We start from the raw sequence: 13,098 nt of genomic DNA, 5'->3' as shown, positions 1-13,098 counted from the left end.
CGTATTACCTTAATTCATCACCGGAAAGTTCCCGGTGATAGAGATTAACCGTCAAATCGTCCATACTGTTGCGCGCTGCCAGTTCTTCGGCCACAGCAACCGAACGATGCCTGCCCCCCGTGCATCCAAAAGCAATTGTCAAATAAGACTTACCCTCGTCGCGGTACCGCGGCAACAAAAACAAGAGCAAGTCATCAACCTTCTTAATAAAATCGCCAAACCCTTCATCAGCTCTTACAAAATTTGCAATCTGTTTTTCACGCCCTGTCATGGGGCGAAGATCATCATCATAATGTGGGTTTCTAAGAAATCGTACATCAAAAACCATATCTGCGTCACGGGGCACACCGTGCGCAAAACCAAACGACATAAATGTAACAATCAGTTTAGACGGCGCATAACTGGTAAACCGTCGCCGCACTATTCGCCGGGTTTCTGCGGCTGTTCTGGTTGTTGTGTCCAGAATACCATCTATATGCTCGCGAACAGGAATCATAATATCGCGTTCCTGTTTGATCGCAGCACGCAGTAACTGTGTATCCCCAAGTGGGTGGGGGCGTCTGGTCTCGGAGAACCGCTTCATCAACACATCATCTGACGCATCCATAAACAGAACATGCAACTTGACGTCAGACCGTTTTCTCAGCCGCCCTATGGTTTCTGCAAAGGTATCAGGGGAAAAATGCAATGTCCGCGAATCGATGCCCACCGCCACCGCGCCTGTTTCACCCTTATCAAGGCTATCGGCAAGCAAAGGCTCCACAAGAGTAAGCGGCAGGTTATCTACTGCCTGATACCCAAGGTCTTCAAAAGAATGTAAAACAGCAGATTTACCAGCCCCGGAAAGGCCGGTCACAATAACAAGCTGCTGTTTACCACCAGCCGTTTTATCCACATCTTCAGACGTCATTTCATGCACTAGGGCCTACTCCGCCTATTCTGGAAACATCACTTACCGCCAGTTCTATTTTGAGAGGCGCGGATGCTTCAAAAGCATTAAGGTGCAAGCGTGGGACCTTAACACCACACAAGTCAATCATTTCCGTATCAGGCAAGCGCGGCACATTACCCAAGTCAACCAGATCGACAACAAGGTGAATGTAACTTCCCCCCGTTACAGGCATGGAAACAATACCAATACCCCTTACCTCAAGATACCCCCGTATTGATTGTGGCGCTGTCGCCAGCAAGCCCCGTTTGCGGGATTCCAGCAATATTTGATCATCAGCCACAAAAGAGGCGCCCCGATCTATTAGGCGCAAGGCAATATCAGACTTGCCGCAACCAGAAGGCCCGCGCAAAAACACACCTTTACCGGCAATATCCACCACAGTTCCGTGATACGTTTTCATATAGTCCTATCCCTGCTGATACAGAGGTAGTCTAACTGTGAAAACCGCACCTTCAACCGTTTCATCATCATTTTTTCTATTATGTGCCGTAATACGCCCGCCGTGGGCCTCGATCACCTGTCGGCAAATAGAAAGCCCAAGGCCAGAATGACCGCCAAAAGCTTCGCTATCCGGGCGTTCTGAATAAAACCGTTTAAACACCTTGTTTTCAGCGCCGTCTGGCAGGCCAGGGCCTTCATCCTCAACCTTCACCACCACAAACCGTTCACGGACCGAAAGGTCTACCCATATTGTGCCGTTTTCTGGGCTGAAGCTCAGCGCATTATCAAGCAGGTTGCGCCAAACCTGCCCCAAGCGACCTTCAATGCCCCGCACCAGATAAACACCCGCCTCAGGGTCAGAAAAGGAAAGAGAAAGCCCTTCAGGCAGCCTTGTTGTACGGTAGCCGTCCACCAACATACGCATCATCAGGCCCAAATCGACTGATTCCATTTTACCACGAGTCAGTTCTGCATCCAGCCGTGACGCATCAGAAATATCTGTCACCAACCGGTCAATCCGCTTTACATCATCTTCAAGAATAGCAAAAAGCTTAGCCCTGATCTCGGGCTTTTCTGTTGCATTAAGGGTCTCAAGGGCACTGCGCATGCTGGACAAAGGGTTTTTAATTTCGTGGGCAACATCAGCCGCAAAGCGCTCAACAGCATCAATCTGGTTATACAAAGCCCGTGTCATATCAGACAGTGACCGCGAAAGATCACCAATTTCATCAAGCCGTTCGGCAAATTCAGGAATATTTTCTTCACGCCCCAGCCCGCGCCGCACACGTTCTGCCGACCGTGCCAAAACCCTGATAGGACGCACCAATGTGCGGCTCAGGAAAAACGACAATAAAATTGTAAGTGCCAAAGCACCTGCAAATACCTTCACTGTCAACATCTGCTCGGCCCGCACGATCCGGTCAATATCATCGGTTTGTGCGGTGAGCAACATGACCCCAAGAACACGCCTGAAACGCTGCACTGGCACTGCAATATTAATAACAAGGCTACCATCAGCGCGGGCCCGTAGCTGCGATGCTATTTCCCCCTCAAGAGCAATTTGCACTTCCAGAAAATCATCCGCCCGCATCCCGGGCCTATCTACTACAGGGGGTGCAACAATATGTTGACCAAAGCTGTCCAAGAACCCATGCACGGCATTTACAAAACGTTCCCGTAAAGTAGGTTTATAATTTATGCTAAGCAGCGGTTCTTCAATAAGCCGTTTATCCCCCGCGACAAACCGGCTGTCTGCTATCATCGCACCGTCAGGAGAAAACACCCGCGCCCTGTTATCTGTTGGACCAACAAGACGGGTTATAATTTGCCGGGCGGGAGCCAGATCAATCGTTGTGGCTTCTGGCCCGGTTGCCGCAGATTCCCCAAGTGCGCCAGCAATAATTTCAGATTGAACCGTTAAACTTTCAATCCGTGCATTGATCAGGTTTTCATGAAACTGGTTAAGATAAAGAACACTTACAACAAGCGTAATAAGCGCAATAACATTCACCGCCATAATGCGCAGCATCAACGGCGAAAGGCCTCGTGTATAATGCCGAGGCCGGTTATTGCGAAAATCCGCATCGCTTTCGGGTGTTTGGGGCTGCGTAGCATCCTCCTAATCGGTCAGTTAAGGCCGTATGTTTACATGTCCTTGTACCGATACCCCACACCGTAGAGAGTTTCAATGGACGTAAAGTCATCAGCAACAGCACGAAACTTTCTACGCAGACGTTTTATATGGCTATCAATAGTTCTGTCATCCACATACACATCATCAGAATAGGCAGCATCCATTAGCTGATCACGGCTTTTCACATGCCCCGGATGTTGGGCCAGCGTTTGCAAGATCAAAAACTCGGTGACAGTCAGGGTTACATCTTTACCGTCCCATGAAACACTATGTCGCAGCGAATCAAGCACAAGCCTGCCGCGTTGCATAACCGTTTCTTCCGTGTCTTCATGTTCTTCGGGGGCAGCCCGCCGAACTTCTGCCCGGCGCAACAGTGCCCTGATACGCTCGATCAATAGCCGCTGCGAAAAGGGCTTCCCTATATAGTCGTCAGCGCCCATCCTTAGGCCCAAAACCTGATCAATCTCTTCATCCTTTGATGTCAGAAATATAACAGGAATATCAGATACTTCACGCAAACGCTTCAAAAGCTCCATACCATCCATACGCGGCATTTTTATATCAACAACCGCAAGATCAGCCGGTTTTTTGGAAAGTGCATCCCATGCTTTTTGGCCGTCTGGATATGTGCGAACCAGAAAACCCTCTGCCTCAAGCGCAATCGTGACAGATGTCAAAATGTTGCGGTCATCATCTACAAGTGCAATCGAAGCTGACATTCAGTTCCCCTTTGTTCATCGGCAGCAATAATACAGCCATTTCAATCCAGTAACACTCAACGGAGTAAGTCGGATTTAAGACAAAATCATGGCACTGGCTAGGCCGCATTAAGACAGCATGACCAGATTGTGCACAGAAAACAAGAATCCACTTGATTCTAGCATGTATTTCCGCATGCTATCCACCCCGTCCCGGGGAAGATATTACATACAATGATCAGGGCATATATAAAAAGCTCTGACATCCATAATGACAAGGCTGCGTCAACGCACCAATGGTTACTGGAAGGAAGGACATTGCAAGTTTTTGGAACCTACTCCAAGCGAGTCGGCCTGGATGCTCATGGCATTACTGGCACCGGCAATCAATACTGGAATCTGGGTACAGCCCAGCTTTATGAAGAAGCAATCCGTCGCGGCGAAGGTAAAATTGCCAAAGATGGGCCTCTTGTGGTTAAAACCGGCAAGCATACGGGCCGCTCTGCCAACGACAAATTCACTGTGCGCGATGAAGGTACAGAAAATGCGGTTGCATGGGGCGATGTAAACCGCCCCATGTCGCAAGCCCACTTCGAAACAATTCACAAGGCATTTCTTGACCATATCAAAGGCAAGGATGTTTTTGTACAAGACTTATGGGGTGGTTCTGACCCTGAGCACCGTGTTGCCGTTCGCACAATTGGCGAATTTGCATGGCACAGTCTGTTTTGCCGTACCTTACTTGTGCGCCCAACAGATGCAGAAACGCCAAATATGGCGCCGCAGTTTACCATCATAAACCTGCCAAGTTTCAAAGCTGACCCAGCCACTATGGGCTGTCGCTCTGAGACAGTTATCGCTGTGAACTTCACCAAAGGCATTGTTCTGATCGGTGGTACACAGTATGCCGGAGAAAATAAAAAATCTGTTTTCTCTATTCTTAATTACCTGCTGCCTGAAAAAGGCATCATGCCCATGCACTGCTCTGCCAATATTGGCCCAGAAGGCGATGTTGCCATATTCTTTGGCCTTTCAGGGACCGGTAAAACAACCCTCTCTGCTGACAGTAGCCGTACCCTTATCGGCGATGATGAGCATGGCTGGTCAGACGACAGTGTCTTCAATTTTGAAGGCGGCTGTTATGCCAAAATGATCAACCTCTCCGAAGAAGCCGAGCCGGAAATCTACGCCACATCAAAGCGCTTTGGTACAGTGCTTGAAAATGTGGTGATGGACGAGGAAACCCGCGAGCTGGATTTCAACGACAACACACTTGCTGAAAACACACGTGCGGCGTATCCGATTCACTTTATTCCTAATACATCTGCTGAAAACCGAGGTGGCAAACCCAAAAATATCATCATGCTAACGGCTGATGCTTTTGGCGTACTGCCGCCTATTTCACGGTTAACACCAGAACAAGCCATGTATCACTTCCTAAGCGGTTATACTGCAAAAGTTGCCGGCACGGAAATTGGCGTTAAAGAGCCACAGGCAACTTTCTCTACCTGCTTTGGTGCACCGTTCATGCCGCGCCACCCAAGTGTTTATGGCAACCTGCTGCGTAAAAAGATTGCTGAAACAGGGGTGACATGCTGGCTGGTAAACACCGGCTGGACTGGCGGCGTTTACGGTGTTGGTAACCGGATGCCTATTAAGGCGACACGGGCACTACTGCACGCGGCCCTTGATGGCAGCCTGAACAGTGCCCCCATGCGCATAGATGAAAACTTCGGCTTTGAAGTACCAACCGAGGTAAACGGCGTTGACAGTAAAATTCTTAACCCCCGTGAAACGTGGGCCGATAAAGATGCTTACGATGCCAAAGCCAAACATCTGGTTACTCTGTTTATCAATAACTTTGCCGCCTTTACCGATTATGTAGACGATGAAGTAAAAGCAGCCGCACCAACCGCTGCTTAATCTATTGATAGTATAAATGCAAAAACACGGCTTCATCGCCGTGTTTTTTATTACCTAGCTGCAAAAGAACTTAATATATGCAGCGATGGGGCGGAAATTGTATAATAACCGAGGTGCCTTCACCTACCTTGCTTTTAATAGACAGTTCACCGCCGTGCTGCCTTACCAAAGCCTGTGTAAGAGGCAGGCCAATACCAACACCAGCATATTTCTTGTTCAGTTTGCTGTCCACTTGCCCGAAACGAGTCAACACAAGCGGTATATCCTTTTCAGCAATACCAATACCTGTGTCTTTCACCTCAATTGTCATACCTTTTTTGGTCGCTGAAATTTTAATGGTTATCAGGCCGTCCGGCACATTGAACTTAATCGCGTTATTGACCAGGTTAATAAAAATTTGCTTCAGCTTGCGCTCATCCGCATACAATTCCGGCAAAGGATCTTTTGTATCCAGCAGGAAAGTAACATTGCTTTTCTGGGCATGTGGCTTCAGTATTTTAAGAATAGAGTTCGCCGCATTGGGAACATTGATCAATTCTTCGTTCAAATGATCTGTGCCAGCCTCAATACGTGACAGGTCCAGAATATCATTCACAAGGGATAATAAATGCACACCTGAATCGTGAATATCCCCCGCATAACTTTTATAGCGCTTGTTACCTATAGACCCAAAAACTTCACGCATCATAAGCTCTGAAAACCCGATAATCGCATTCAGCGGCGTGCGCAGTTCATGGCTAACACTGGCCAGAAATTCACTTTTTGCTTGCGATGCCTCCTCAGCGCGCATCAAGGCAAAATCAAGATATACAGCGCGCTGCTTTAAGTCCTCATTCACCGTTTGTAACCGGTTTGTTAAATCATCCCGTTCCCGCTCAACCCGGCGGGATTTAATAACAAATGCCCGCGCATGCATCAGCAAAACCAGAATGACAATAAACTGTGACCATTCAAGCGATAAGGAAATAACTCCCGTGACCGACAAGAGTTCATATGCGATCGTCACAACAGCAGCAGTAATAACAAACAGCGCTTCTTTATACTGTTCGGGATTTACAAAGAAGGAGCGCGCCACCACAAGCGCCACTGAAAGCCCAATGAATACCCATAAAATCTGAATAAATTCACGCAGTAGCGTAATAGAACCCGGGGGCAGCAGAGGCCCAATAAAGAGGGCATAAAGAGCGAGTAAAAAAGCAGCCCCATAGAGCGCAATGTCAGGCTTCAGCAGCTTTCTGCCCCGGAAAAGATACATGATAAAAGCATAGTAAGCGGGGCCAATTAAAAACAGCGAGAGATATTCAAGGTCATACTTGCGCTCAAGCGGAAAGGCCGGGAAATAGTCCCACACCACATCGCTCACAAAAAGCGCCCTGAGAGCAGACGCAAATGTTAGAAAGGCAAAAATATTATGCCCAAGCGAGTCCACATACCGGCGCCCAACCACATATGCCGCTACCGAGAAAATGAGTAGCAAAATCACCAAAGCGCTTGGCAAGGCTGCTTCCCGGTTTTGCCCGGCTTCCAGTTGCCATTTAAGGCCAATAATGGGCACTTCGACCATACCGCCCTGCTTATGGATATTGTTGCTTACCTGCACAACAAGGGTGAGTGCCTGCACACCGTAAGGCAGGGTAATAAGGGGCGGTGCCGGATTCCCCACAAACTGGTATCCTTCAAGTTTAGGGTCGCCGTTCTTATGCAAAAGCGAAACCATTTGCCTGCCGTCAGACGTTGTGTAAACGGCATAAATCGCAGAAACAGATCGCAGAGTACCCATTCTAACCGCATGAAAAGCACCGTCATCCGGTAGAGCTAAATTGAGGCAGTATGTTGCTTTTCCGTGGCCTGTTTTCAGGGACGTGGTAAACACAGAACCCCATAAATCTGGCGGAACAACCTGTTCGCTATTTAAAGTTTGTCCACCGCCAATAATGGCACACCCTTTTTCCGCAATAAGGTGAGGCGATAAAATATGGCCGCGATACACCGACCAGCCATATTTTAGAAGTTCTTTACCATCATCTTCAAAGGACCATGCTGACAGGTCGACTTGATCCAGCGGACGCGCATTCTCCGCAGAGGCAGACAGGCATATAATACTATTCAGAAAAACAGCCCAAAAGACGTGAAACAGAGTTGGGCAAACCTGCCTGTAGTACATCATTAAGGCCGCATCTCCTGTTCCTAGCACAACTCTTTACAAAGCAGTTCAACTATGAGTGTACGACAAAATATCTTTACGGAAAGTAAAAAGCCGCTTTCAGGCTATTGTACTGGACGTTTTCACCTCGTCACGCAAGCGAACACGGTCGGCTGTACTCACCCCCAAAAGCCCGGCAATTTTAGCAATGACATTAGCCTCAACGTTATCAAGGCTGTCATCCACAAGCGCTACCTGCCACAATAAACGCACAATATCCTGTCTGCCTTGCTGGTCCAGCTCATGAGCAATCGTGCGGGTAAAGGCATAAAGGCATGTCGCATCTGCCTGATCCCGCGCTGCGCGCTCAACAAGTCCTGCCACCGTAGTAGCGTCCAGATGAAAATGTGCCATCAGGCATTCTTCCAAGCGACTATGCTCCTCAGCGCTGAAATCTCCATCTGCAACAGATACCTGAACAAGTAACGCTGCAGTGGCAAGCGCCAGATCGTTTGGAGCACCTGCCTCTTTTTCAGCAAACCCTAATAACTGTGAAACACGGCGTAACATTTTATTCCCTTCAAGAGTAAATCTTTAAATTGTTTTTGGACCAACACTAAAAGCCAGCATGCGTGAGATATGCGCAAATGGCCGACCACTTTCTGTTGCCCATTCATTAAAAGCGGCCTGCACAGCCTTCATGGCAGATTTCGAGGTCGGGTTTTTATCTACCACACCCTCGCGGATCAGTGCCATTACCACATCTTGCGATAAAACCCATCCGTCTTTACCAAGTTGGCGCAAGAAATACTGCCCTGTTGCACCACCCAGCCGGCTGCCACGCTTCTTCAGAAGTTCAAGCAGGCCAAAATGGTCTTCCCGGGGCCAAGTGGCAAAAAAGGCCGCTGCAGAACCATGCTCATCTTCAAGATCACAGAGCATAATAGCATTATCGCGCACAGACAGAATTTTCTGCCCGTTCCTGACAATGCGTGTATCTTTCAGCAAGCTATCCAGATCATCGTCTGACATAAATTTCCAGCGTACAGGCACAAACCCTTCAAACGCTTCCTCAAAACCTGGCCATTTAGCCTCTATAACTTTCCAGCTAAATCCAGCCTGAAATACACCGCGGGTCATAAGTGCTAAAATACGGTCCTCAGAGACCCCCATTATTTCATCAGCCGTTTTAACGGCTGGCATCATGGCAGCCAGTTCCTCTGGTGCCCGGTACTGTTCCGCAAGCTCTTGAAGCTCCTGAAATGACCGCATCGCTATGCCTTTCTTCGGTTAGAATTTATATGTAATGCCTAAACTAGCCTATACAACATAAAGGTATGAAATAAGGATGTGCTAATTCCCACAAGGATATTATCATCTTATAGTATGGAGTTCGAAGGGTGATTCCATAGAAAACAGTAAAACGATATACCTGCATGCTGGACCTTCGAGGTCTATTGAGGTAAACAGCCTGCTTCCATGTTTTGCTGCTGTGCAAAAACAGATGTTGAACCCTTGCAAACGTAACTGGTGATATGGCAAGCGACTATATTAAAAATTTTGGTTTCCCTCGCTGGGGGGAGTATGGGCGCGACAAAGACACCCAAGCCTTAAGGATGTGCGACTATGTTGGTTGCTCTGAAACCGGCAATCACCCCGCACCAAAGTCACCCGGGTCCAAAGAACGGTGGTATTTTTGCCAGTCCCACGCTGCGGAATATAACCGTAACTGGAACTTTTTTGAGGGTATGAGCGACGAAGAAGCCCGCCGCCATATGCAGGATAATAGCGAATCGTCAGATGCTTTTGCAGGCGCACGCACATTCGAATGGGGTGGGGCTGTTGACGAAGATGGGTACACATCAACCGAACAAGCGGCCTTTGACACACTGGAACTGGAAGCGACAAGTGATCAGGACGCGATCAAGCGCCAATTCAGAAAGCTGGCCAAAACCTACCACCCTGACGCAAACAGGGGTGATCCTGACGCCGCGGAGCGTTTCCACAAAATACAATCTGCCTACGAATTGCTGCGCGATAAAAGCTTATAGCCATGCAGATGCCGACTGACAGACACGCTTTTTTGTATTAACAAAATGCTGGCATAGTGCGCTAATCTGTAAAAAAAATATAGGCGTATGCCATAAAAAGATAGCGAGATATTCTGTGCAGCAAACAAGCGAAATCCGCAAAGGTGTTCTATTTGGCCTTATATCTATTATGATATGGGGCAGTTGGCCTGTCGTAACAGCCCTTGGCATGAAACAAGGCATGACACCTTATGAACTGCTGTTACTGCGCTTTAGTGTAGCTAGTGTTATTTTGTTACCTTTCGCGTTTCGGGGCAACAATTCTTTGAAAGAATGGGTTACATCCCTGCTCTTTGCCTGTACGGCCGGTGTTACATACAGCGTGGCATCTATCAATGGCTTTACCTATGCCCCAGCGAACCACGGCGGGGTTATCATTCCCGGCACGGTAATGCTGTTCACCCTGACTGTTAGCCACTTCTGGCTTAAAGAACGGCTAACAAAACAGCGCGTTTTAGGCGCTGCCATTATTGCAGCAGGTTTATTATGCCTCTCTATTGGGGCCAGCACAGGGGCTGCACACAAGGCCAACAGCTGGATTGGCGACTGCCTGTTTGTGCTCGCAGGGCTCTTGTGGGGTACCTATACCACCCTCATTAAAAGGTGGCCAATGCCGCCCCTTACCGTGGCGGCCCGGATAGCATTTGTTTCCTGCGCCCTGATGGGCACGTACCATGTGTTTTGGGGGCCAGAAACTCATTTTCTTGCCATGCCGGTGGAAACCATTGCCCTACAGGTTTTGTGGCAAGGTGTGTTCAGCGCCGTTGTTGCTATTATCTTTTTTAACAAGGCAGTTGCCATATTAGGTTCTGGTCGCACCTCTGTTCTAAATGCGTCAGTACCGGCCATCGTTGTAGTGCTGGCTGTTATAATTTTGGGTGAAATACCCAACCAGATTGAGCAGCTTGGCCTTCTAGCCATTATAAGCGGTATTGTCATTGCCATAATGGCCAAAACGGCCCCCCTTGCACCACCGGTCAAGGAATGCCCAAAGCCGCTTTAACGGGCTTTGGGCGAGCCGTCACTACGATTTTTTCCAGTCATATGCCGGCATAATACCGTGTAATAATGGCGCACCCCCTTTTTCCGGCGCTTTAATTGGCGCACGCTCCACAATATCAAGCGGTATAACGCCTGCCCAAATAGGCCAGTCTGCTTCTTCCCCGTCGCCTGGTGGGTCAGCCCGTACTTTGGCCGCTGCATCTTCAATATCCATCTCCAACAAGCCTGTTGCTTTATATTCCTGATCCGTCATGGGGCGCAGTTGTTCCCAACGTTCTGGTGCCAATTTGTCAAAAAAAAGCTTCATCACACGCACCCACTCATCCTTGTCGGTCACAAGTGTCGGCGTGCCATAACAAATAGCCGAGCGATAATTAACGCTAGTTGAAAAAGCGGAACGTGCCAGCACCAGCCCATCAATATGGGTAACACTCACCGTTGCAGAATTACCTTTGGCCAAGTGCCTAATCATCTGGCTTTTGATAGAACCATGCCAGTAAAGCTTGTTCCCTTCACGCCAATGCGATGTTGGCACAATAAAAGGCTGACCATCCACTTCATAGGCCACATGACATAAAAAATGGCTGTCGATAATGTCATAAACTGTCTTTTGGTCATAGTGCCCGCGTTTATGGCCACGTTTTATGCGGTTACGGTCATTTCGTTTAAACGCCGATGTTTTTTGCTGGTCCACAATGTATTTCCTAGGTCATTCATGCACTGGAAACATAGGGTGCCTTAATATTGATACTATAAAAAGATCCAATTTAAGTATATCCATGGTACCAATTATGGACCGTATATTTGAAACAACTCTCATGGTACCCCTAACTGCAAAGACCAGTATATCTTTGCAGCAACAGCTATACACCCAATTACGTGACATTGTTTTAGAAGGAAAAACCCCCACAGGCACAAGAATGCCGTCTAGTCGGGCTTTGGCACAGCATTTAGGCATCTCGCGCAATACTGTTCTGGCCGTATACGACCAGCTTGTGGCGGAAGGCTATTTTACCAGCAAAACCGGTGCAGGTACTTTTGTAAATGCTGAGATACCAGACACGTTCAATACAGCCGCGCCCCTAAGCGAGCCAACAGTCAGCAAGAATGGCACAGGCCCCGCCGTCCACAACCACGGTGCCGTATGGCCCGGCATGCCAGCGTTTGATGCGTTTCCGCGCGACCTGTGGGCACGCCTCATTAGCCGCGTCTGGCGCAAGGCTGATGAGGCCGTCTATACCCATAATGACCCACTGGGATACGCGCCGCTTAGAAAAGCCATATCCATCTATTTAGGTGCATCGCGCGGCGTTGTGGCACAGCCAGACCAAGTTATTATTGTATCTGGCCTTATACAAGGGTTTCGACTGATAACAGATTGCCTGCTTTCTGCACATGCGCCTGTTTATCTTGAAAATCCCGGCTACAGCGGCTTTCAGAAAGCCTCTCAAAACATACGGCAACCGGTTGACTATATCCCCCTTGACGGGCAAGGCGCTTTGCCGCCCTCAAACACACTTTCCGGTTTGCTGGTTACGTGCCCTTCACGTCAATATCCACTTGGCATTACAATGCCGCTTGCCCGCAGACTGGAATTGCTGAACTGGGCCAGCAAAAGCAATTCCCTGATCCTTGAGGATGATTATGATAGCGAGTTTCGCTATGCAGGCAAACCGCTTGGCTCCATGCAGGGGCTTGATGGTGGCCAGCGTGTTATTTATGGGGGCAGCTTTTCAAAGTCAGTTTTCCCGGCCCTTAGGCTTGGATATCTTGTAATGCCAGAAGGCCTTGTTAAAAAACTTGCTCTGCACAGGTCCACTGTTGATAGTTTCCCCTCTATATTACCGCAAATAGCACTCGCCAGCTTTATAAATGAAGGTCATTTTGCCCGACATATAAGACGTCTCAGAAAAGTGCATGCCCACAGAAAACAACTTTTTCAGGCATCTTTTGTAAAACATCTGTCTCGCCATTTTACCTTAAACCCTACAGATACGGGCCTTCACCTCGTTGTATACCCCAAAAGGAACCGCGATTTTAACGGAAGCAAGCTTGCCGAAAAAGCGCGTCTTTGCGGTATTGGTGCTGTCAATCTATCCTCCACATACACGGATGGACCCGTAAAAGAAGGCCTCCTTATAGGATTTGCCAACCTTGAAGATCGTCATATAGATCATGCCCTAAAGGCATTTTCATCTTATATAATTGAATAAACA

The 13,098-nt window shown here is 48.3% G+C and carries 12 protein-coding genes; 4 read left to right on the top strand and 8 right to left on the bottom strand.

Annotation, left to right across the window (positions count from 1 at the left end):
* Nucleotides 1–4 precede the first annotated feature (4 nt).
* From rapZ to ICL80_RS03585, 4 genes are all read right to left on the bottom strand, one after another.
* Nucleotides 5–910, bottom strand: coding sequence for an RNase adapter RapZ (rapZ, locus tag ICL80_RS03600; RefSeq protein ID WP_194214760.1), 906 nt, complete (start codon nucleotides 908–910; stop codon nucleotides 5–7).
* Between the two features lies 1 nt (nucleotide 911).
* Entirely contained in the window at nucleotides 912–1,352 is a 441-nt protein-coding gene (locus ICL80_RS03595) for an HPr kinase/phosphorylase (protein ID WP_194214759.1), read from the bottom strand.
* A 6-nt stretch (nucleotides 1,353–1,358) separates the two neighbouring features.
* Entirely contained in the window at nucleotides 1,359–2,921 is a 1,563-nt protein-coding gene (locus tag ICL80_RS03590) for a stimulus-sensing domain-containing protein (protein ID WP_194214758.1), read from the bottom strand.
* 116 nt (nucleotides 2,922–3,037) lie between these two features.
* Nucleotides 3,038–3,745: a response regulator transcription factor gene (locus ICL80_RS03585; protein WP_194214757.1), complete on the bottom strand. Its 708-nt coding sequence runs from the start codon at nucleotides 3,743–3,745 to the stop codon at nucleotides 3,038–3,040.
* Nucleotides 3,746–4,078: 333 nt separating this feature from the next.
* On the opposite strand from ICL80_RS03585, the gene ICL80_RS03580 reads away from it, so the two are divergent.
* Nucleotides 4,079–5,647 (top strand): phosphoenolpyruvate carboxykinase, encoded by a 1,569-nt coding sequence (locus ICL80_RS03580; RefSeq protein WP_380082068.1) that lies wholly within the window; start codon nucleotides 4,079–4,081, stop codon nucleotides 5,645–5,647.
* 70 nt (nucleotides 5,648–5,717) lie between these two features.
* Here ICL80_RS03580 and ICL80_RS03575 read toward each other — a convergent pair whose 3' ends face one another.
* From ICL80_RS03575 to ICL80_RS03565, 3 genes are all read right to left on the bottom strand, one after another.
* Nucleotides 5,718–7,814, bottom strand: a complete 2,097-nt coding sequence (locus ICL80_RS03575) for a sensor histidine kinase (protein ID WP_194214755.1) — start codon at nucleotides 7,812–7,814, stop codon at nucleotides 5,718–5,720.
* A 96-nt stretch (nucleotides 7,815–7,910) separates the two neighbouring features.
* On the bottom strand, nucleotides 7,911–8,360 hold the full coding sequence (locus tag ICL80_RS03570; RefSeq protein WP_194214754.1) for a tellurite resistance TerB family protein: 450 nt from the start codon (nucleotides 8,358–8,360) through the stop codon (nucleotides 7,911–7,913).
* A gap of 24 nt (nucleotides 8,361–8,384) precedes the next feature.
* A complete protein-coding gene (locus tag ICL80_RS03565) occupies nucleotides 8,385–9,062 on the bottom strand; it encodes a DNA-3-methyladenine glycosylase I (RefSeq protein WP_194214753.1) in 678 nt (225 codons plus the stop codon).
* Between the two features lie 263 nt (nucleotides 9,063–9,325).
* Between ICL80_RS03565 and ICL80_RS03560 the strand changes: the two genes are divergently transcribed.
* On the top strand, nucleotides 9,326–9,841 hold the full coding sequence (locus ICL80_RS03560) for a DnaJ domain-containing protein (protein WP_194214752.1): 516 nt from the start codon (nucleotides 9,326–9,328) through the stop codon (nucleotides 9,839–9,841).
* Nucleotides 9,842–9,956: 115 nt separating this feature from the next.
* Complete coding sequence (locus ICL80_RS03555; RefSeq protein ID WP_194214751.1) at nucleotides 9,957–10,883, top strand: DMT family transporter; 927 nt, start codon at nucleotides 9,957–9,959, stop codon at nucleotides 10,881–10,883.
* A 21-nt stretch (nucleotides 10,884–10,904) separates the two neighbouring features.
* On the opposite strand, the gene ICL80_RS03550 is transcribed toward ICL80_RS03555, so the two are convergent.
* The gene (locus tag ICL80_RS03550) at nucleotides 10,905–11,576 is read right to left on the bottom strand and encodes a pyridoxamine 5'-phosphate oxidase family protein (RefSeq protein ID WP_194214750.1); all 672 of its coding nucleotides are present in this window, start codon (nucleotides 11,574–11,576) and stop codon (nucleotides 10,905–10,907) included.
* 97 nt (nucleotides 11,577–11,673) lie between these two features.
* Between ICL80_RS03550 and pdxR the strand changes: the two genes are divergently transcribed.
* Nucleotides 11,674–13,095 carry a MocR-like pyridoxine biosynthesis transcription factor PdxR gene (gene pdxR, locus ICL80_RS03545; RefSeq protein WP_194214749.1) on the top strand — a complete coding sequence of 474 codons (1,422 nt, stop codon included), beginning with the start codon at nucleotides 11,674–11,676 and terminating at the stop codon, nucleotides 13,093–13,095.
* Nucleotides 13,096–13,098: the final 3 nt, after the last annotated feature.

The organism is Kordiimonas pumila, assembly GCF_015240255.1.
GTDB classification, from domain to species: domain Bacteria; phylum Pseudomonadota; class Alphaproteobacteria; order Sphingomonadales; family Kordiimonadaceae; genus Kordiimonas; species Kordiimonas pumila.
The sequence above is the reverse complement of the archived record's forward strand: the minus strand, read 5'-3'. Positions and strand labels throughout refer to the sequence as shown.

Coding starts and splice junctions, on each gene's coding strand:
- ICL80_RS03585 (WP_194214757.1), bottom strand. CDS start 3,745: ATGTCAGCTTCGATTGCACTTGTAGATGATGACCGCAACATTTTGACA.
- ICL80_RS03570 (WP_194214754.1), bottom strand. CDS start 8,360: ATGTTACGCCGTGTTTCACAGTTATTAGGGTTTGCTGAAAAAGAGGCA.
- ICL80_RS03565 (WP_194214753.1), bottom strand. CDS start 9,062: ATGCGGTCATTTCAGGAGCTTCAAGAGCTTGCGGAACAGTACCGGGCA.
- rapZ (WP_194214760.1), bottom strand. CDS start 910: ATGACGTCTGAAGATGTGGATAAAACGGCTGGTGGTAAACAGCAGCTT.
- ICL80_RS03590 (WP_194214758.1), bottom strand. CDS start 2,921: ATGCTGCGCATTATGGCGGTGAATGTTATTGCGCTTATTACGCTTGTT.
- ICL80_RS03595 (WP_194214759.1), bottom strand. CDS start 1,352: ATGAAAACGTATCACGGAACTGTGGTGGATATTGCCGGTAAAGGTGTG.
- pdxR (WP_194214749.1), top strand. CDS start 11,674: ATGGACCGTATATTTGAAACAACTCTCATGGTACCCCTAACTGCAAAG.
- ICL80_RS03560 (WP_194214752.1), top strand. CDS start 9,326: ATGGCAAGCGACTATATTAAAAATTTTGGTTTCCCTCGCTGGGGGGAG.
- ICL80_RS03575 (WP_194214755.1), bottom strand. CDS start 7,814: ATGATGTACTACAGGCAGGTTTGCCCAACTCTGTTTCACGTCTTTTGG.